Annotated in this window: 25 protein-coding genes and 1 tRNA gene; 17 read left to right on the top strand and 9 right to left on the bottom strand. The window is 63.1% G+C overall.

Annotated elements, in window-relative coordinates; translation table 11 throughout:
• Positions 1-44: 44 nt before the first annotated feature.
• Positions 45-536 carry a hypothetical protein gene (locus BMW87_RS34630; RefSeq protein WP_143062542.1) on the top strand — a complete coding sequence of 164 codons (492 nt, stop codon included), beginning with the start codon at positions 45-47 and terminating at the stop codon, positions 534-536.
• A 55-nt stretch (positions 537-591) separates the two neighbouring features.
• Here BMW87_RS34630 and BMW87_RS00815 read toward each other — a convergent pair whose 3' ends face one another.
• Together BMW87_RS00815 and BMW87_RS00810 are read right to left on the bottom strand one after the other, a co-directional pair.
• On the bottom strand, positions 592-1467 hold the full coding sequence (locus BMW87_RS00815) for a hypothetical protein (protein WP_093073454.1): 876 nt from the start codon (positions 1465-1467) through the stop codon (positions 592-594).
• Positions 1468-1528: 61 nt separating this feature from the next.
• Positions 1529-1708 carry a hypothetical protein gene (locus tag BMW87_RS00810; RefSeq protein WP_143062541.1) on the bottom strand — a complete coding sequence of 60 codons (180 nt, stop codon included), beginning with the start codon at positions 1706-1708 and terminating at the stop codon, positions 1529-1531.
• 144 nt (positions 1709-1852) lie between these two features.
• On the opposite strand from BMW87_RS00810, the gene BMW87_RS00805 reads away from it, so the two are divergent.
• Entirely contained in the window at positions 1853-2653 is an 801-nt protein-coding gene (locus BMW87_RS00805; protein ID WP_143062540.1) for a hypothetical protein, read from the top strand.
• 1 nt (position 2654) lies between these two features.
• On the top strand, positions 2655-3476 hold the full coding sequence (locus BMW87_RS00800; protein ID WP_093073448.1) for a hypothetical protein: 822 nt from the start codon (positions 2655-2657) through the stop codon (positions 3474-3476).
• A 233-nt stretch (positions 3477-3709) separates the two neighbouring features.
• On the opposite strand, the gene BMW87_RS35425 is transcribed toward BMW87_RS00800, so the two are convergent.
• Positions 3710-3835 (bottom strand): hypothetical protein, encoded by a 126-nt coding sequence (locus tag BMW87_RS35425; protein WP_256216614.1) that lies wholly within the window; start codon positions 3833-3835, stop codon positions 3710-3712.
• Positions 3836-3853: 18 nt separating this feature from the next.
• A complete protein-coding gene (locus BMW87_RS00795; protein WP_093073446.1) occupies positions 3854-4330 on the bottom strand; it encodes an Arc family DNA-binding protein in 477 nt (158 codons plus the stop codon).
• Between the two features lie 79 nt (positions 4331-4409).
• On the opposite strand from BMW87_RS00795, the gene BMW87_RS00790 reads away from it, so the two are divergent.
• From BMW87_RS00790 to BMW87_RS34625, 6 genes are all read left to right on the top strand, one after another.
• Positions 4410-4652, top strand: coding sequence for an Arc family DNA-binding protein (locus tag BMW87_RS00790; RefSeq protein ID WP_177192699.1), 243 nt, complete (start codon positions 4410-4412; stop codon positions 4650-4652).
• A 28-nt stretch (positions 4653-4680) separates the two neighbouring features.
• Complete coding sequence (locus BMW87_RS00785) at positions 4681-5370, top strand: antA/AntB antirepressor family protein (protein ID WP_093073443.1); 690 nt, start codon at positions 4681-4683, stop codon at positions 5368-5370.
• A 79-nt stretch (positions 5371-5449) separates the two neighbouring features.
• Positions 5450-5800 (top strand): hypothetical protein, encoded by a 351-nt coding sequence (locus BMW87_RS00780; RefSeq protein WP_093073441.1) that lies wholly within the window; start codon positions 5450-5452, stop codon positions 5798-5800.
• A complete protein-coding gene (locus BMW87_RS00775; RefSeq protein WP_093073439.1) occupies positions 5797-6609 on the top strand; it encodes a hypothetical protein in 813 nt (270 codons plus the stop codon). The genes BMW87_RS00780 and BMW87_RS00775 overlap by 4 nt, the downstream gene beginning before the upstream one ends.
• Complete coding sequence (locus BMW87_RS00770) at positions 6606-6812, top strand: hypothetical protein (RefSeq protein WP_093073437.1); 207 nt, start codon at positions 6606-6608, stop codon at positions 6810-6812. Before BMW87_RS00775 ends, BMW87_RS00770 begins: the two co-directional genes overlap by 4 nt.
• The gene (locus BMW87_RS34625) at positions 6809-7069 is read left to right on the top strand and encodes a helix-turn-helix transcriptional regulator (protein WP_143062539.1); all 261 of its coding nucleotides are present in this window, start codon (positions 6809-6811) and stop codon (positions 7067-7069) included. The genes BMW87_RS00770 and BMW87_RS34625 overlap by 4 nt, the downstream gene beginning before the upstream one ends.
• On the opposite strand, the gene BMW87_RS00765 is transcribed toward BMW87_RS34625, so the two are convergent.
• Both BMW87_RS00765 and BMW87_RS00760 read right to left on the bottom strand, forming a co-directional pair.
• Positions 7062-7889, bottom strand: coding sequence for a hypothetical protein (locus tag BMW87_RS00765; RefSeq protein ID WP_143062538.1), 828 nt, complete (start codon positions 7887-7889; stop codon positions 7062-7064). The genes BMW87_RS34625 and BMW87_RS00765 overlap by 8 nt on opposite strands.
• A 6-nt stretch (positions 7890-7895) precedes the next feature.
• Entirely contained in the window at positions 7896-9176 is a 1281-nt protein-coding gene (locus BMW87_RS00760; RefSeq protein ID WP_177192698.1) for a tyrosine-type recombinase/integrase, read from the bottom strand.
• Positions 9177-9403: 227 nt separating this feature from the next.
• On the opposite strand from BMW87_RS00760, the gene BMW87_RS00755 reads away from it, so the two are divergent.
• The 3 genes from BMW87_RS00755 to BMW87_RS00745 all read left to right on the top strand — a co-directional run bounded on the left by BMW87_RS00755 (position 9404) and on the right by BMW87_RS00745 (position 10562).
• Positions 9404-9477, top strand: a tRNA-Gly gene (locus BMW87_RS00755).
• A gap of 142 nt (positions 9478-9619) precedes the next feature.
• Positions 9620-9904: a hypothetical protein gene (locus BMW87_RS00750; protein ID WP_093055786.1), complete on the top strand. Its 285-nt coding sequence runs from the start codon at positions 9620-9622 to the stop codon at positions 9902-9904.
• Between the two features lie 37 nt (positions 9905-9941).
• Positions 9942-10562, top strand: coding sequence for a hypothetical protein (locus tag BMW87_RS00745; RefSeq protein ID WP_093073431.1), 621 nt, complete (start codon positions 9942-9944; stop codon positions 10560-10562).
• Here BMW87_RS00745 and BMW87_RS00740 read toward each other — a convergent pair.
• On the bottom strand, positions 10548-11324 hold the full coding sequence (locus tag BMW87_RS00740; RefSeq protein ID WP_093055782.1) for a Crp/Fnr family transcriptional regulator: 777 nt from the start codon (positions 11322-11324) through the stop codon (positions 10548-10550). The genes BMW87_RS00745 and BMW87_RS00740 overlap by 15 nt on opposite strands.
• A gap of 72 nt (positions 11325-11396) precedes the next feature.
• Here BMW87_RS00740 and BMW87_RS00735 point away from each other — a divergent pair, with 72 nt between their 5' ends.
• Positions 11397-13643, top strand: a complete 2247-nt coding sequence (locus tag BMW87_RS00735) for a DUF6351 family protein (protein WP_143047747.1) — start codon at positions 11397-11399, stop codon at positions 13641-13643.
• Here the strand turns inward: BMW87_RS00735 and BMW87_RS00730 are convergent.
• Positions 13640-14551: a LysR family transcriptional regulator gene (locus BMW87_RS00730; protein ID WP_093073427.1), complete on the bottom strand. Its 912-nt coding sequence runs from the start codon at positions 14549-14551 to the stop codon at positions 13640-13642. The two genes, BMW87_RS00735 and BMW87_RS00730, sit on opposite strands and share 4 nt — an antisense overlap.
• 111 nt (positions 14552-14662) lie before the next feature.
• Between BMW87_RS00730 and BMW87_RS00725 the strand changes: the two genes are divergently transcribed.
• The 4 genes from BMW87_RS00725 (at position 14663) to BMW87_RS00710 (ending at position 17785) form a co-directional block, all read left to right on the top strand.
• A complete protein-coding gene (locus BMW87_RS00725) occupies positions 14663-15937 on the top strand; it encodes an SGNH/GDSL hydrolase family protein (RefSeq protein ID WP_093073425.1) in 1275 nt (424 codons plus the stop codon).
• Between the two features lie 70 nt (positions 15938-16007).
• On the top strand, positions 16008-16205 hold the full coding sequence (locus BMW87_RS00720; protein WP_093073423.1) for a hypothetical protein: 198 nt from the start codon (positions 16008-16010) through the stop codon (positions 16203-16205).
• A gap of 11 nt (positions 16206-16216) precedes the next feature.
• Positions 16217-16738: an RNA 2',3'-cyclic phosphodiesterase gene (gene thpR / locus BMW87_RS00715; RefSeq protein ID WP_093073421.1), complete on the top strand. Its 522-nt coding sequence runs from the start codon at positions 16217-16219 to the stop codon at positions 16736-16738.
• A 33-nt stretch (positions 16739-16771) separates the two neighbouring features.
• Complete coding sequence (locus BMW87_RS00710; RefSeq protein ID WP_093073419.1) at positions 16772-17785, top strand: phosphotransferase enzyme family protein; 1014 nt, start codon at positions 16772-16774, stop codon at positions 17783-17785.
• A gap of 15 nt (positions 17786-17800) precedes the next feature.
• Here the strand turns inward: BMW87_RS00710 and BMW87_RS00705 are convergent, their stop codons facing one another.
• The gene (locus BMW87_RS00705) at positions 17801-18712 is read right to left on the bottom strand and encodes a hypothetical protein (RefSeq protein ID WP_093073417.1); all 912 of its coding nucleotides are present in this window, start codon (positions 18710-18712) and stop codon (positions 17801-17803) included.
• Positions 18713-18722 lie beyond the last annotated feature (10 nt).

Genomic DNA, 18722 nt, shown 5'->3' with positions numbered 1-18722 from the left:
GGTATGCTCGAATGCATACGTTGCGTCCCCCATTACGTAGGCCCATGAAAACAGACCACCCACGACTCTCTCTCGCACTCTGCCTGGCCGTCGCCCTTTTGGGAGGTTGCGCGTGGGCCAGCCGCAACATCTATCACGAGCCCGCAGTCGGCGATGTCGGAACAATCACCTTGCTGCTCCGGGCCCCAGGCTATCGCAGTAACGTTTGGGTCTCATACAACCCGACCGTTCCTGGTGATCCGAAGGCCATGTCTGTCTTCGACGACACGCCTTCAAAGATGGTGAAGGCTCTCCATAAAGACAAAGTCGTGCTGTCTGTCGAGATCACCAGGTCCGGGTTCGTCGGCACCCAAATCACCAGCGAGAAGTGTGGCAAGGCGTATGAGGTTCCGTTCACTACCGGCGATCTTCGGGTGACTCTCGCATCCACCGGGGGCGGGTGTGCCTTCAGGTTTGAGCGTCGAGGGTCCTCGGCGCAGCCTTGGGAAACGATGGATCAAGTGCCCGAGTGGAAGCAGCAGCTACTCATCAAATGAAAGCACCGCCACCGCTGCCTCCCAGACGCCCCGGGTAAAGATTTACGCAATTGATCTAGGCGCCGGCCGCGAGTCGCTGGATGGCGGCAGCGACGAACTGTTCTTGTTCCTTCAACTGCTGGCGAAACTCGGCATGGTCGGACGCCAAACCTAACTCGCCGCGAAGAGCGCTGACCAGGTCGACGATGGTTTCCTGGACCGGACGCATAAGCTCAATCATCTTCGGAAACGATGCGACACGCAGTGGGACAAGATCAGTCAGGATCTGCTCTCGCGAGGCCACCAAAGACTTTATCCAGTCATTTGTGGCCTTCCAAGACTCGATCATCGGCTGAGTATCTTCCTGCTTGGCGCCCCTCTCCTGTGCCTGGGCGATCGCAGATTCGATTCGCTTTACCTCCGACCTCGCCGCCTCAAGCTTGTCGCCGAGTTGCCACCAGGCTTCTTTTTTTTCGCGGAAGGGGTGCGCCATCTGCAGTGCCGACAGATAGAGCTGCGCTACTCGGTTCGTCAGGTCCCGCGAAAGATGCGCGGCGGGCGCTTCGGCAACCAACCAGACCTTCGAGTTGGCCTGAAGGAATTTTTGAAGCGCCTCGTCCTCGTTGTCGTGGTGAAGGCGAAGCTCGGGGAGATGCCCAACCAAGGCGAGTACCTCATGGACAGCTTCGATGGCCCCCGTATAGGCCTCGCGGCGTATGGCAGCTTTGCGATCCTCTTGATTCTGAACTGCTTCAGCTCTGCGTTGAGTGTCAGCCTCTTCCTTGTCGTGAGCGTGCTGAACACGAAGCCTGGCGAGGCTGCTGGCGTTAGCCAGATAGACCCCCAGCAACGAAATTCCAGCGGCCACGATGGCGCCGATGACGCCCGACCAGACGACTCCAGGGATGCCCCGAAAAAAGCCCTCCAGATCCCACACGTAGCCACAGACCATCACGACCTCCGAGAGTTTGTTGGTGCCGCCTCATTGGCATTGCACGGTCTACGCAACCGCGCTAGAGGAGGCCTGCGAGTTCTGCCACTCGGTTCCAACTGTAGATGATCAGTTCCCGCCGCTCGGCGCGGTTGGCGCCACCGCCTACGGTGCGGTCGATCCGCCGATTTCTCACGTCGAAGCCGCCAAGCTCGTAAACGCCGGGATCCTTGCCGTCTTTTAGCCTGAACACCTTCACCACGCACCCCAACCGGGATGCTCCTCTTCCCTCGTGTTGATGGCAATATCACGGGTGTGATTGACATATCGATCCTAGACCGTTGGCCGAGCGGCGCTACTTTCAGCGGGATCGCACGTCCCCTCTTCCCCCTGGCGAATCCATTCAATGAGCAAAATCTTCACCCTTAGAGATTGGATTTACCTTCCGGACGCGGCGAGGCATTTGACTGAGCGATTCAATGAACCTGTGACCGAGCAAGACGTACTGACTCTCGCACTAGAAGGCAGATTGACTTTGTCGATCAGATTTCAGAGTCAAGTTGCGGTTCGACGAGCGGAACGCGTGAATGAACGCCCCCGGGGTTCATTGGGAGGCACCTATCTTTCCATCGGTCAAGAGCCGGTGCAATTTCTGCAGCTGTCGCCGGTCGTGAGCTACGTGGATGGAGTCCTTGATCTTCCTATGATTGGTGGAGAGCGAGCACTAATTCGAGCTAGAGAGTGGTCCGAGGACAGCACGTGGGACGACATCACCTTCGACGAAATCTTGTTGAAGGATCAACAAGGATGTCTTTTCGTGATGCTCACCCGAAAGCCGATCGAAGAATGGAAGGAGCCATTCCAAAATAACGAGAACTACTCTATGTGCTATGAGCTTCCCGAGAGCGGGAGATTGGTGGTTCGTACCCAGGCGATCCGCGAGATGGAGCAAAGCCTGGATCAGCACGGTGGGAAAGCAGATCTGAACTCCAAGGAGCGAACGAGCTACCTAAATATTCTTGGCGGCCTTCTGGCATTGATGCTCGAGGCGGGTCCGTTAGGGAAGACGCGCTCAGGCTACGACGATCAGGCTGCCATCATCGACGGACTGCTCGCCCGCTACCCTGGAGCAGCTGGCCTCAGCAAGCGCACTTTGGAAGCGAAATTTGCTGAGGCGAAACGAACGCTGAGCGGACGAGCCGAATGAGATGAGCAAAATTCTTCATCTCCGAGAATGGCTTACCCTTGATGAGGCCGCAACTCATGTCAGCTCGCTGGTAGAGGAGAACGTCAGCGTCCTTGATCTCCTGTGGCTTGGTGCGGAACGTCATCTCACGCTTTCCGTGCGAATCCCCAATCCAACGATGGCAAAGCTCTGCGCCTTCAAAGCGTTTGACGAAGTGCCGAAAGCAGAGCCGCTGCGAGCGAACCCTGACTTGCCTTGGACGGGGGAGCTAGTGACCCTGGGAGATTCGATCGACGGCATTACTTGGGTTGTCGAAACCAGCCACAACCCCGTCGAGGTATATGGCGTTTTCGAGTTGCTGATGATTGGCGGGGATGCCATTTCTGTCGAGGATGAATACCAGGCGCGGCGAGGAGGCCCTCCACTAGAGTTTGTCTCGATGAATGGGGCATACATCATCGAGCCCAAAGCGCTGCTATACGGAGAGTTGCAAGGAGGCCGTCCTTTCAAGCTGATGGAGCGCTTCGAGGACGATTCGGGTTACTACCCCGCGAGCCGCCTACCTTCGGACAGCGAACTTGTAGTCCGCCCTGCATCGATAAATGACTTGGTGGGCAAGCTCCAACCGCCACGAGTAGAAAAGCCGCTGGCAGCAAAAGAAAGAACTACTCACCTCAATGTGATCGGTGTTCTGCTCGAACTTCTTCGATCGCCTCGGCCTGGCCGGGATAGTGAAGCCGCGATCATCAAAGAAATGCTGGAGAACTACCCGGACAAGGCCGGCATTAGCAAGCGCAACCTTGAGACGAAGTTCGCCGAAGCGAAGAAAAGCTTGAAGAGCTAGACCGCAACTGCGGTGGGCCGCGCCGCAATTGCGGTGACTGCGGTCAAGCTTCCAGCGACAGTCCGAGCATGCCGTTCGGACTATTCCTACCCCATGCACCGAACCACGCAGCGATGCTCGACCGTCGGCGGAGCGCTGGGCGCCTCAGGCAAACCCTGGTGAAACATTTCACCCTGACATCGCCTGCGACCGCGGGCAATCTTCGGGGCATGAAACCTCTCGCAGTGAACCAGTCAGGGCTTGGGCTCACCCTCTTCACCGCGCCCATCCTTGTACAGGACATCGTGGCAAATCTTGGCCAACGCGAGCGTGCCCACGAACAGCAAACAGCCGAGCAGCAGCATCTCGTTGTCGCTCATCCGCGTTCGAGCTGTGGGTCAAGCCTTGGCCTTGGGATCGTGCGCGGCTGCGTCTCGCGCGCTCCTCGTCTGTATGCGCTCGTCAATGTCTGCAAGCTCTGCCTCGACCTTCCGGAGTCTCGACTGGGTTTCCTCCAGTACCTGCTTAAGACCAAGGACCACTCGTTCCGCTTGTCGCACATCCTCGTGGAAGGAGGCAAGGTTTTTTTCCGAGGGATCCCTCGTCCTTTGCTCGTTCAGCCGCGCTTCCCGCGTGATGAGGATTTCGTCGCCCACCATCAGTTGCGCCTCAAGATCGAGACACTGCCGAAACACGCTCCGGTGCCTCACGAGCAGTTCGGAGCGCTTTTCAGACTGGCGCGCCAGCGTCAGCTCCAACCTCATGACGACCTCTGCATTGAGGCTGCGCTTTCCGGCTTCAGCCTCCCTTTCAAGCTCCTCGCGCAGTTCTTGAGGCATGCGCAGAGGGTACGGGGGCAACTGTTTTGGTTCCATCCCTCAATCATCGAATCTTTTTGATCCTTCTCAAAAGAATCTAGTTGACTCTATAAAAAGAATCTTTCAGAATCTACCAATGCCATCGAGTCCCAAGCTCCAGATCCCACCGACTCCGGTTCGGCTTCCCGACGAGTTGAAGGACGACCTCAAAGAAGCCGCCGTGGCCAACGACCGCAGCCTAAACGGCGAAATCGTGAACCGCCTGCGCTCGACCTTCAAAGAAAAGCGTGCTCGGCAACCTAGCGGAGATGCCCATTCAATTGAGATGATTCCCTCAACCCTCGGGCGGCAACCCGAGGCCCAGCAACCCAGCAAGTAACCCAGCAAGTAACCCAGGAACCCTAGCCGTGACCATCAATATCGCCATCAACTCGCGCCAGATGGGCAGCGACCTCATCTCGACCATCAGCGGCCGCGAATTGCACGCCGAACTTGGCGTCGGGAAAGACTTCACCAACTGGGCGAAGGCACAAATCAAGCGCGGGCGCTTTGTCGAAAACCGCGACTTCGTGAAGCTCGCCCAAAAGGGCGAGCTTTCGGCCACGGGCCAAACGCTCATCGAATACCACTTCACCCTCGAAGCCGGTAAGCACATCGGGATGATGAGTGGCACCGATCGCGGCTTCGAAGTCCGGGAGTACTTCCTGGAGTGCGAACGTCGCGCCAAGGGCGCCGCCGTGCCCGCAGTACGTGACCCACGCACCGCCGCCCTGATCGATGCGCTCGTCCGGCAAGACGCGCTCGAACAGGAGCAGGCTCGTCAAGCCACGGAGCTGGCACGGCTGCAGGAGAACGTAGCGGTCATCGAGGCCCGAACTCAGCCCGAAAACAGGCATTTCACGGTGCTGGGCTACTCGAATCTGATTGGGCGCCCGGTCGATGCGCGCGCCGCGGCGAATCTTGGCCGGAAGTGCGCCGCCCTGTCGCGCGAGAAGGGCCTACTCATCGGCGACGTGCGCGATTCGCGCTTCGGGACAGTGCACAGCTATCACGAGTCCGTCCTTCAGGAGGTGCTGACGCCCACGACCATCAACTGAACCCATGAAAGGCGAAGCCCCGGCGGCGGCAACCGTCGGGGCTTCTGTGACCCAAGAACCCTAGCAAGGAACCTAAATCATGTCCGAGGTTAGCACGCGCCCACAAGTCGGCGCAACCGGCGAGCAATCGCCCTCCCCCATTCGCCCGGCTGCACGCAGTCAGGATGTCATCGAGTTCGACTCGTCGGCCATCGATGTGATCACGATGCGGTCGAGCGAAATACAAGCCCTCGCGTCGTGCGCGATCTGCTTGTCCGCTGTCGAAAAATCAGGCGAGGGCCGCTTCTGCGGCTACGAACTCACCGACGACGCTCTACCCCTGCTCGGCGGCGTCATCATGCGGCTCGCCCGCGAGGTCGGCGAAGCTGGCGAGCAGCTCTTCGCGCAATACCGGGAAGCCCGCGACGCAGCCAACGAGGTGCAAGCATGAGCGCCGTTCTCGACAAGCCCCGCGCCAAGATCGCGCCGAAGGCGACGAAGAGCGCACTGCAGACGCGACTGGATGCAATCTTCTCCAACCTCAAGCTCGGGCAGGAAAAGCTGCAGCTCGCACACCAGTCGGTTGAGATGACCGACCCTGGCGAAGCGGCAGAGATTCTGCTGCGGACAGTCATCGAAGACATGTTGCCGGCCGCCCTTGCCCCCATGCACTGCGAGCCGCTGGCACGAGCCGATGTAGACGCCGCGTACACCGGTATGTTCCCAGCACTCGCAGCAATTGAAGGCGTGATCGCGCTCTCTACCGGCCAGGTCATCGAGACCACTCTGCGCGAGGCTTTTGCGCATCTCGATGCCGCAAACGCCTGGATGGACTTCACCGACATGGGCGACGTGCTTCCGCATCGCGAGGACACCACCGAAGCCGACCGGGGCGACAAGGATCTTGCAGTACGTTCGCCAGCCGCCGCCGAGACTGAAAACGTAGCCGGCCGCATTTTCGACGCCTACGAGAGGACCCTCGAAGCACGCGCGATCCTCGACGCTCGCGTATCGGAAATGAACACTGGAGCCGCCTATGGCGCTCGCTCGCTGGTGGATGTCGCGGTCGATGTCACTAGCGAAGCGGATGCAACCAACACGCGCGACAACTGCGAGTACGCGAGTTGCGCGCTTCACGAGGCAATCGAAGTCCTGACGCTCGTAACCAATGAAACGCCGGACCTGGCGGCACAAGGCGCGCGCGCCTTGCTGCTGTTGGCCAAGGGTCTGTTCGACAGCAGCTTGGAGGCCCTGCCGTGAGCACTGCTGCCACACACAAGCCCGCGTTGCGCCTGGTGCCCAAGTCCCAGGGCACCATCGACGCTGACCTGGTGGCCTTCACCGTGATGGAGCACATCGACACCGAATACCCGACGCTCTGGGACACCTTGCCCAGAACTGCGCGGGTCGGCCTGCGCAATGCCATCGTGCGCGCGGTCATGGCGGAGGATGCCAAGCGATGAAGAAGCCCCCTCTTCCTGTCGTGCAGATCCGGCCGCTCTACCTCGCCCGTGCGGACGCGGCTGCCTTCCTAGCCATCGGTGAGAGCACCTTCGAAGATCTGGTCGCCCGAGGCGAAGCTCCGAAGCCTCGCAAGGTCAGCAAGGGGCGCACGGCCTGGCTCGTGGAAGAACTCGAAGCTTGGGGCCGAGAACGCCCCGAGTCCGACCATCTCCCTCCGAAGAACTGCGGCTATGGCCGAGCAGGCACCCCTAGTTGAGCCATATTCTCCAACTATATGAATAGGAGGAGAGTTCGACGAGGCGCTTGGCACTCAAGATCCCTGCGCTCTCCAGTCGGACCTGTTCTCTCGCAGCCTCATCGGTCACCAGGTTAAAGCTGATCTTGAAGGCCTTGTCACTTAGTTCTTTCACCGGAACATTGAGATCAATCTGGAAAAAGTTGCTTCCCTTTCCGCCCGGCGGAAGGCGATTGGCTCCGACTCCGTGCACTTTTCCCACGACGTTTGGAATGATTTGATCTGCCTTATCCACGACTTCGATCGGTTGTGTCTCCAAGATCCAGGTGTGAACGCCGGTGTTGGTCATGTTGCAAGTGATCGCAGCCTTTGCTTCCGATGGAAATACTACAAAGCAGTTGACCAGCAGCGAAGGCCTCAACTCCCGAAGCTGCTTTGCCAATTCAACCCGTGTCCGGACCGAGTCGTTCTCCGTCCGGCGAGAGTCGTTTGCAACGCCAATATGAGAGATTTGGGTTCTCAAGTCTTCGCGTGCGATCGCGAACAGCTGTACCTGTTTCTCAAACTCCAATCTGGCAACGGCGATCTGTTGTGACTGTTCTAGGGTTTTCTGCGCTGCTTCACTCACCAGTTGCGCAGCCCGCTGCACCTCTAATGATTCTTGGGCGATTTGTGTACGGTGTCGCTCAGTCACCAAATAGTTGAATCCGGCCGCGCCTAAGCTTCCCCCAAGCGTGGCCGACGCGGCGATTAAGGCAACAACCCTTGCATTTACATTTGACGAGGTCCAGGCCCTAGAGCTTGCTTCTGCGCTCTTTCTCTTCTCTTTGTACTTGATCATTTCTCCTCACTTCCCGATCTCTTCGAGTTGGCGCGCAAGCTTACCTAACCAAAGCCGCCGTTCCCTGTCGTAGCTGTGCGTGTTGTACGTGCCCTCGATGGCCGGCGGCAGGTGGCCCAGCACCGCCTCGCCAATCTCCTTTGGGCAGCCCAGCGCCGCCAGCATGGTGCGACTCGTCCGGCGCAGGTTGTGCGGCGTCCAGTGCGTCACCGGGAGGATCAGCCCCTCGCTCTCGCGGCGGGCCACCTTCTCGGAGTACGGCTGCAAGCCGTAGATGTAAGTCGAGAAGTCGTGCTGGGTGTACTGCTCTCCGCGGGCATCCTCGAATAGCAGCCCAGACTTGCCCACGGCCTTGAGGCGGCGCTGCACGATCTTCAGTGCACGCCCCACCAGCGGCACGCGCAGATCGACGGCTTCCTCGAAGCGCGCGTTCTTTGTCGCCTCCTTCGGCACGGTCCACCACCAGCCATCCTTCTCTTCGGTGATGTGTGCCGGCCGCATGGCCAGGATCTCGCTGCCCCGCGTGCAGGTCCACAGGTACATCTGCAGCGTGTCGCGCCCGAGTTCATGCATGTTCGAGAGCCAGGCCAGTAACTCTCCGACCTCCTCGTCTCGCAAGACACGGCGCTGCTGGCCCTGGTGCTCGCCGCCGACGACCTTCCCCTTGCTCTTCAGCTTGCCTTTCATGATCGTGGGCCACCAGTTCGGGACATCCTGATCGAGCCGGCCGGCATCGAGAGCACGCGACCAAGCGGCGCTAAGCATCGAGCGTAGCTTTTGGGCCGCTGTCGGCGTAGCTTTTCGCGCTTCGAGGAGGTCGAAGCAGGCTGAACGCGTAACGGCCGACGCAGGTGTCTGAGCAAAGGTCGGCTCTTCGTCCAGCAGCCTTTCGAGCGCCCTCCTCGCCGCGATGGCGCCCGCCTTCTGGCGCTCCTGCTCGATGTGGTTGGTGATGTAGTCCCGTACCAACTTGCGCACGGTGAACACCTCGGCATCCGCCAGAGCCGAGGCGGCAGGTTTGCGCTGCTGCCGCTGGTACTCCTTGGGATCGATGCCATCGGCACGCTTCGAGCGCAGGACCTCCACCATCTCCGCTGCTTCCGAGGGCCGCAGCTTCGGATACGGGCCGATGCGGGTCTGCTTCATCAACCCCGTTCCAGGCTGCTTGTAGCGGTAGGTCCACGTCATCTTCGACGTAGAGGCGACAAGGCGCAGTCCCTCGCAACCTTCAACGACGAGATGCTCGCCAGGCTTGAGCTGCTTGGCAGCGCGAACATCGAAGAACATGGCCCTATACTCCCGGCTGTCGTCGCTCGCAGGCATGCGGCCGACGGGTGGTTTCGGGTGTAGTTTCTATCAAAAAAACCTACGCCAAAACCTACGCCAAGGTGCCAAGTGGACAGGGGTGTGACCGGGTGATGTTGGGAACACGGTCGAAGTCGAAAGACCTTCTTTCCTCTGTGAAATCAGGCACTTAGGTCGATAACTCGTTAGAAATCAACGGGTTACAAAATGCGGGTGTAGTTCAATGGTAGAACGGCAGCTTCCCAAGCTTCATACGAGGGTTCGATTCCCTTCACCCGCTCCAACAGCTCCCGCGAATTCCTGCGTGTCTTCCTTCAGGCACCTGCCGTATTGCTCCCGGCACCAGCAAGACCGTGTCGAAACGGTCGGGGCGCTGTGGCAAAGGTGCCTCCATACGGCCTTTGCGATCACGTAGCATCCGGCCCATGAGCTACACCGTGAAACTGGTCGATTTCCCCGACGCCCCGGCCGACGTCATCGCCACTGCGGAGTCGCGCTTCCGCCGCGAACTCGACAAGCTGCTGGGCGAGAGCGTCGAAGCCGCGCTGAAGGCATTCGAGAACGCCAGCGAGTCCAGCGCCGACGAACTCAGCAAGGACGAACTTGCGCTGGCCGCCACCTGGGCCAAGGCCTACGAAACCGCCAAGACTGCCGGCTTTCGCGCACTCGGCGAAGCCGACGAGGCCTACTTCGAGATCCGCCTCGACTGACCTGCCCGTTCTTTCCCCTCGACTCCAGGACCAGTCCATGAAACTGCTGTTCGCCCTGCTTCTCTGCGCCCTGCTCTGCGCCTGCGCGAGCGCACCGAACACGGCACCGGCCGCAGGAACAACGGCAGCAACGCCGCCCGCCGCCGAGTCGGCACCGGCCCCGCCCACGGGCGTGCAGTGGCGCTACATCAACTCCAAGTCTTACGAGGCACTGAATGCGGGCCTCGGCAACAGCCACCGCTTCGAGAGCAGCGTCGGCTGGATCGATGTCTACGTGTACGACATGAAGCGCGCCTGGCAGCCGGGCGTGGACGACCCTCAATTCGACGAGCACTTCAAGAGCACCATCGCCGAGGTGCAGCGCGCCACCGCCCAGGGCATGTACGCAAGCGCCAGGATCGGCCCCACCCGCGACGTGCGCATCGAAGGGCTGACCTTCCGCACGGTCTCGTTCCGCCTCGTGCATGCAAAGGACGCCAAGGCCTACGACTCGTTCACCTACCTCGCGGTGCGCAACGGCAAGCTGCTGAAGTACCGCATGTCCTTCAACGCGCCAGCGCCGGCCAACGTGGAAGTCATTGCGCGCGAGTTCATCGAACGCAATGTGCGCACCGGCCCCGACACGCCAGTCGGCACGCGCCAGCTACGCAGCACCTGACGGGCGCAGCGGCAAGACGCCTTCTGCCTTGTAGCCGCGCAAGCCGCCAAGATCGAGCACCGTCAGCCCGCGCTTTTCGAGGCGGATGAGTCCCAACGCCTGAAAGCGCTGCAGCGCAACATTCACGCGCTGCCTCGATACGTTCGCGAGCAATCCGATCTCTGTCTGCCCCACTTCCAGAAAGCGCGGCGCATCGGGATACAGATCAGGGTTGAACAGGCTCGCCAGGCAGTTCGCGACCCGCGCGTCGGTGTCGAGCAGGCGCTCATGCTCCAGCGCGCCGATGAAGAGACTGAGCCGCGCGTTGAGCAGTTCCTGCAGATAGTGGTTGAACGGCACGCTGGTGCCGCGCAGCCATTCGAAGGTGCGCCGAGGCATCAGCGCCACGCGCGTGGGTCGCAGCGCGAACACGTCGTAGCGGCGCGCCTCGTGCTTGAACAACGAGCCTTCGCCGAACCACACGCCGGCCGACACGCCCGTGAGTGTCGAGACCCGTCCGTCTTCGGATGCGACCGACATCTTTGCGAAGCCATCGATCAGCGCCATCCAGTGCTCGACCGGCTCGCCGGCGCGCGCAATGCAGCCGCCGCGCGCGAACTGCCGTTCCTGCATGCTGCCGAGCACGTGTTCGAGGTCAGCCGGCGACAGGGCCGACGCCCATTTGGAACGCCGCACCGTCTCTTCCAGCACCTGCGCAGCGGAGGAAGAAGAAAAAGGCTCGCTGGGTGAATCAGGGATTACCTGTAGCAATTCGCGCGTCATGTGTCGTCGCAACGACCGCGCCCCGGAACGTCCATTCGTATTCTTTCAAGACATACAACACAGGAGACGTCCATGTTCGCTACACCCCGTCGCCCGCACAAGCGGGTTTTTCCGTGGCCGCGCCGGCCCCGCGCCCTTGCCGCGGGTCTCGCCATGGCAGGAGCTCTGCTCGTCGCGGGATGCGGCGGAGGCTCCGACGGCGGATCGGGGTTTTCGTTCATTCCCGGCGCCAGCCCACCGCCCGCGACGCAGACGCCGGCCGCGTTCCAGGTGAAGACGCTCTCGTCGTCGCCCGACATGGTCAGCGGCGGCGACTCGCTGATCGAAATCACCGCGCCCGTTGGCGTGGCGCTCGACAAGGTTCGCGTAAGCCTGAACGGCAAGGACGTGAGTTCGCAGGTGCCGGTGGCCGACAGCACGGCCCGCGTGCTGCGCGGCCTCGTCACCGGGCTCACGACGGATGCTTCCAGCACCACGGGCAGCACCAATACGCTGGTGGTCAGCAACGCCGACAACACTGCGCAGCGCACTGAGACGAAGCTGGTCAACTACCCCATCACCGGGCCCATCCTGTCGGGCCCGCACATCTCGCCCTATGAATGCCGCACGGTGCAGAACGGCCTGGGTTCGCCGCTCGACGCCGACTGCTCGGCCGCGACGCAGGTGGTCTGGTACTACCGCAGCACCTCCAATACTTTCAAACCGCTTTCAGACCCCACGGGCACGCGCCCCGCTGACCTCGCGACCACCACCACCAACGACGGCAACACCGTGCCCTACATCGTGCGTGTGGAGTCGGGCACCATCAACCGCGGCGTGTACCGACTCGCGGTGCTCGACAACCCGACCAAGGACGCACCCGCCACCTGGAAGCCCGGCGCGGGCTGGAACAAGAAGCTCGTCGTGTACTTCGACTGCTGCGGTTCCGCCCAGTACAACCAGGGCGTGCATCCCATCGAGACGATCCTCGGCGATGTGGGCCACATCCAGCTGTCGCGCGGCTTCGCCTTCATGAACTCGACCGAGCTCTGGAACAACCAGCACGCCAACCCGCACCTGCAGGGCGAGACGCTGATGATGCTGAAGGAGCACGTCATCGAAGAATTCGGCGCCGTGCCCAAGTGGACGGTCGGCTTCGGCGGCTCGGGCGGCGCGATCCAGCAGTACCTGATCGCGCAGCTCTACCCGGGCCTGCTCGACGGCATCCAGCCCATCGTGTCCTTCCCCGAGACGCTGATGCCCGAGGTGATGGAGTGCCGGCTGCTCAACAACGTCTACAAGCTCGACACCACCACCTGGACCACGGCCAAGCAAAACGCGGTGAACGGCTTCAACACCAACACCTGCACGAGCTGGGACCTGTCCTTCGCGAGCATCATCAAGTCCGACAACGCGGTGGGCTGCGGCTTTCTCGAACCGGCCAACGTGTCGAACGTGTTCAACCGCACGACCAACCCCAACGGCATCCGCTGCGACCTGTTCCAGACCAACGTGAACCTGCTCGGCAAGCGCGCCGGCACGCAGGAGGCGCGTCGCCCCATCGACAACGTCGGCGTGCAGTACGGCCTGGCCGCGCTGAACAGCGGCGCGATCTCGGTGACGGAGTTTCTCGACCTGAACGAGAAGGTCGGCGGCTACGACGGCGACGGCAACACGCAGGCTGCGCGCTCCGTGGCAGACCCCGATGCGCTGAAGCTCACCTACGCGGGCGGCTTCAAGAACAGCTTCAAAGGACCGGGCCTTGCGAACATTCCGATCATCACGCAGCGCGGCAATGCCGATGCCGTGGGCGACATCCACGACACGATGCAGGACCTGATCATCCGGGCCCGCCTGCAGCGCGCCAACGGCCGCAGCGACAACCAGATCATCTGGACGCTGGGATCGAAGTCGCCCGTCGACTACATGTCGGCCTCGCTCGACCTCATCAACAAGTGGCTGGACAACATGGCCGCCGACACGGCTGCACCGTCCATCGACAAGGTGGTGCGCAACAAGCCCGCTGGCGCGAACGATGCCTGCTGGGACGCGAGCGGCACGCGCATCGACGAAGCCGCGTCGACCAATCCGGCGGCCAGCTGCAACGTGGTGTACCCGCGCTTCAGCACGCCGCGCCTCGTTGCCGGCACGCCGCTGGTCAACGACGTGCTCAAGTGCCAGCTGAAGCCGGTGAATGCGGCTGACTACTCGGTGACCATTGCGGGCGCCGATCTGGCGCGCCTGCAGACCATCTTCCCGAGCGGCGTGTGCGACTGGAGCAAGCCGGGCGCGGGCCAGGAGGCGCTGCGCGGCACCTTCTTGCGGCTGCCGCTGAACTAGCGAGACGAGGTTGGGCGGGAGGCGCCCGGCAGCTTCGCCACCCGCTCGGCCAGGAAGTCCACCAGCACGCGCACGCGCAGCGGCTGGCGGCGGCGCGGGGCATACAGCAGGTGCACCTCCTGCGCCGGGCCGGTGTGGCGGCCGAGCACGCGCACCAGCCGGCCATCTGCGAGCAGGTCGGCCACCATCCAGGTGGGCTGCAACGAGATGCCGGCGCCGCCGAGCACGCTGTCGAGCAGAGCCACCGCGTTGTTCACCCGATAGCGGCTGCGCACCGGCACGGTGACGGGGCCATCGGGGCCTTGCAGCAGCACGCCGTCGTCGCCCGCCGCGTAGCGCAGGTAGTCGTGCGCCAGCAGGTCCTGAGGCTTGCGCGGCTTGCCGCGTGCCGCGATGTAGTCCGGTGACGCGACCAGCACGCGCGGCCACGTGCCCAGGTGGCGAGCGACCAAGTCGGGCGGCAAGGCGCCGCCGACGCGCAGCGAAACGTCGATGCGCTCCTCCAGCGGATCGACGAAGCGGTCGTCGAGCGCCAGCTCCAGTTCGATGTCCGGGTACAGGCCCAGGAACTCCACCGCCATCGCGTTGAGATGCCGCTGGCCCATGGTCACCGGCGCGCTCATGCGCAGCAGGCCGCGCGGCTGCTGGATGCCTTCGCGCACGTCGGACACCGCGTCGCCGTAGTCCTCCAGCATGCGCCGTGCGCGCTCGTGAAAGCGCTGGCCTTCCTCGGTCAGGCTCAGGCCTGCTGCGGTGCGCCGCAGCAGGCGCACGCCGAGCGAACGCTCCAGCCCCGCGACCAGCTTGCTGACGGTGGGCTGCGTGGTGTCGAGCGCGCGGGCCGCGCCCGACAGGCTGCCCAGCTCCACGCTGTGCACGAAGGCTTCGAGGGCGCGCAGGGTGTCCATGGTGTATTCGCATTTGGAATGGTCTGGATGCCATTCTGCCGTCTACCCATCCGGATACGCATGAAAGAAAGTCGAGGCCTTGCTTCAGCTTTCATCCAAGGACCTCTTCTCATGACCACATCGACACTCGCATCGATCCTGCGCCACGGCGCCCTCGCGCTCACCCTGGCCGCCACAGCCGCAACTTCAACAGCAGAACCGGCGGCCTACTGGAGCCCCAGCTGGATGGCCAGCACGCAACCCATCTGGAACGGCGACTTCGTGCTGCCCACCGGCCTGCCCTTCCAGTTCAACCGGCAGACCGTGCGCCAGGTGGCGCGGCTGAGCATCGGCGGGTCGCGGCTGCGCGTGGTGATCAGCAACGAAGGCGGGGTGGCGCCGCTGTACATCGGCGCAGCGCGCGTGGCCCGGCATGCCGAAGGCTCCGCGGTGGTCGAGGGCAGCGACCGGCCGCTGCGCTTCGGCGGGCAGGCCGACGTCACCATCCCGCCCGGCGCGCGGCTGGTCAGCGACCCGGTGGACATCGCCATGCCCGCTCTCGGCAAGGTTGCGGTGTCGCTTTATCTGCCGCGGCCGAGCCAGCCCGCGGGCTTTCACTTCGATGCGCGGCAGATCGCCTACGTGGCCGATGGCGACCTGACCGGCGCCGCGCACCTGCCGGCAGCGGCAACGCAATGGAGCACCCGTGTCTACGTCAGCGGCCTGATCGTCGAGACACCCCAGCCACCAACCACCGTCGTCACCCTCGGCGATTCGCTGACCGATGGCAACGGCTCCACGCCCAGCGCCAACACCCGCTGGCCCGACGCGCTGGCCGAGCGGCTGGTGGGGCGCAATGTCGCGGTGCTCAACGCCGGCATCTCCGGCGGCCGCCTGCTGAAGGACGGCATGGGCCGCGCCGGCCTGGAACGCGCAGGCCGCGATGTGTTCGCCCAGCCGGGCGTGCGCGCCATGATCGTGCTGCTGGGCACCAACGACATCGGCTGGCCCGGCGGCCCGTTCGCACCAAACGAACCCGCCGTGCGCGCGGAAGCCGTCATCCAGGGCCTGCGGCAGCTGGCGGAGCTGGCCCATGCCCACAACGTGCGCATCATGGCCGGCACCATCGCGCCGACCGAACGCGCGCTGGAGGGCACACCGCTCGAAGGCCACTACTCGCCCGACAAGGACAAGGTGCGCCAGGCCGTGAACCGCTGGATCCGCGAAGGCGGCGCGTTCGACGCCGTGGTCGACTTCGACGCGGTGTTGCGCGACCCGGCCCGGCCCTCGCGGCTGAAGGCGGCGATGGACTCGGGCGACCACTTGCATCCGGGCGATGCGGGTTACAGGGCGATGGCAGCGGCGGTCGACCTGGATGCTCTGCTGGGCACGCCTGCTCGACCCTGAAAATACTGTACATAAATACAGTATTTCTCTAAAATTCGTCGTCTCCAAGAACAACTTCAAGGCGACGCCGATGACCACCGCCAATCCGCCTGCGCTCACTGCGCAGGTTCTTTTTTTCTCCAGGTTGCACCAGTTGCAGCCTCCCTCCCGTACGGGTCGGATCTCGACCTGGCCTTTCAAAGTGACCCGCGACAAGGGGGACATTCGCGTGCAGGCAGCGCGCGTCATCCGCACGACGGCCGAGAGCTGGTGGCCGTCTGAATCCTGAAGAAGCGCCCGATGGCCGAGTCCAATAAGCTTCTCGTCGGACTCTTTCCCGCCAGGGAAGTGCAAGCTGAAATAGAGGCGCACCGCAAGAACTGGTGGTGGCCCAGAGGCTGCTCCTTTCCGCCCGTAGACCGCCTGCACCTGACGCTCCAGTACCTCCCCGATCAGCAGGGCAACGCCGAGCAACGTCTGCGCGCCGCGCTCTCCGAAGTGTCGATGCAGCCACTGCAACTCACGCTCGACCGCTCCTGCACATGGTCGAACGACGCCTCGGTAGTGCAACCGTCGGAGCATGAAGATTTGCGGCGCCTTCAGTACGACATCAGCCGTGCGCTGGTGCGAGCCGGCTTTTCCCTCGATGTCCATGTCCGTGGATGGACGCCGCACGTCACGATCGCACGGGACGCCGAACGCGCAGCAAGGCCCACTTCCCTGGAGCCCATCCGCTGGACGGCAACAGAGTTCCGACTGGTCCGTTCGCACTTAACGCATCCGTTTAACCACGAACCTCTCGGCTCCTACCCCCTGCATTGAGGTGCGGCATTCCTCCGGCGCTACAGTGGCTGCATGCTGACGCCCCCCGACCTGTCGCGCGAAACCGTCGCGCAATACCTCGCCGATGCCTATGGCCTGCACGACGCCCGCATCGAATTCCTGCCCCTCGGCGCGGATGTGAACTCCGCCGTCTTTCGCATCAATGCGAGTGACGGCGCCGCGTACTTCCTCAAGCTGCGCAGAAGCGATTTCGACCAGCCGGTCGTCGCGGTCCCAGCCTTCCTTCACCACGAGCAAGGCATCGAAGCAGTGATGGCACCGTTGCCCACAACGAGCCGGCAACTCAGCGCGCAAGGCCACGGTTTCGACTGGGCGCTCTATCCCTTCTTCGACGGCAAGAACGGTTTCGAACGCACATTGACGAACCGCCAATGGACCGCGCTCGGCACCGCATTGGGCGCGATCCATCGCACCGAACTACCCGAAGCGCTGTCGGCCGGTCTTCCCAAAGAGCACTACGCCCACCACTGGCGTGAAGGCGTCCGCCGCTACCAGCGCCGGTTCATCAACGGCGTGAAGGGCGACGACATCGTCAAGCGCTTCCTCGCCTTCTGGGAGGAGCATGCGGAAGAGATCGACACCGTCGTCTATCGCAGCGAACAGCTCGCCTCCATCCTGCTCGAACGCCCGCCGCAGCTGGTGCTGTGCCACTCCGATCTCCACGCGGGCAATGTTCTCGTCGGCGACAACGACCGCATTTCCATCGTCGACTGGGACACGCTCATCCTCGCCCCGAAAGAGCGCGACCTGATGTTCATCGGCGGTGGCGTCGGCCACGTGTGGAACCAGCCGCAGGAAGAAGCGCTGTTCTACGAAGGCTACGGACTTAAAGACATCGACCTCGTCGCCCTCGCCTACTACCGCTACGAACGCATCGCAAAAGACGTGCTCGAGTTCTGCGACCAGATGTTCGATGCCACGGCCAGTGCTGAAGACCGCGAAGAAGGCCTGCGCCAGATGCAGAGCCAGTTCCTGCCCGGCGACGTCGTCGCCATCGCGCACCGGAGCTACGACGACATCACCTGACCCGGCCCGAGGTCGTCAGATCAGCATGTCCTGCACGTCGTCCTCGAATCCGGCAATCGGCTGCGCCTTGGCCAGCGCAAGCCACACCGCGAACGGAATGCGATCGAACGCGCGATGCACGGCCGCTCGCGCGACCACAAGGCGTTCGCCCTCCAGCACCATCACGCCGCATTCGACCGGCACTTCTTCTGGTTTGGCGATGCAGCGGCCCTTCGCGTCGTTGCCCAGCACGTACCAGCACTCGCCACCCAGGTCGAGGTACGCCGCGCGCTTGTCGGGCTTGCGCAGGTCGCCCAGCAGGTCGGCGCGGCTCACCTTTACCTCGTGCACGATGGGGTGCGCGTAAGCCTCCACGCTGGTATTGCGGATGGAGAACACATCGGGCCGCGCAACGCACCAGCGCGGCTTGTCGCCCTCTTCCAGCGGCGGCAGTCGGGCGCGCAAGCCCAGGCCGCGCCATGCGATGCGGCCGCCGCGCGTCATCTCGCGCGCCACGCGCTCCACCAGCGCTTCGTGCGGCGACAGCGCGGCGCGGTTGATGGTGAGCGTGGTGGCGATGCGCGCAATGCCGGTGTCGGTCACGCGCAGCGTCTCGTGGCCGTGCACCGTACGCACGCGCTCCAGATAGCCGCTGGCGAGCAGTTCGACCTCGATGGTGTCGCAGCACGGCCAGCCGGCCGAACGGTAGATCTCGCGCAGGCGCCGCGCATGCGGCTTGCCGAACGGCACCGCCGTCTGCATCGGTGGCGGAGGCTCCACCACCGGTGGCGGAAAGCCGGGGTCGGTCACAGGCGGCACGACTGGTGGCGGGTCGCCCTCCGGCGGTGGCATGGGCGGCGGCGGTGGTGGCACGGGCACATCGGGCGCTGGTGGCGGCGGCCCGATAGGCGTGGCGACGATGGGGTCGAAAGCGGCGAGTGCGGACATGGCGGAAACA

The organism is Variovorax sp. OV084 (assembly GCF_900111625.1).
Lineage (GTDB): Bacteria > Pseudomonadota > Gammaproteobacteria > Burkholderiales > Burkholderiaceae_C > Variovorax.
This window is presented reverse-complemented; position numbering and strand designations above follow the sequence as displayed.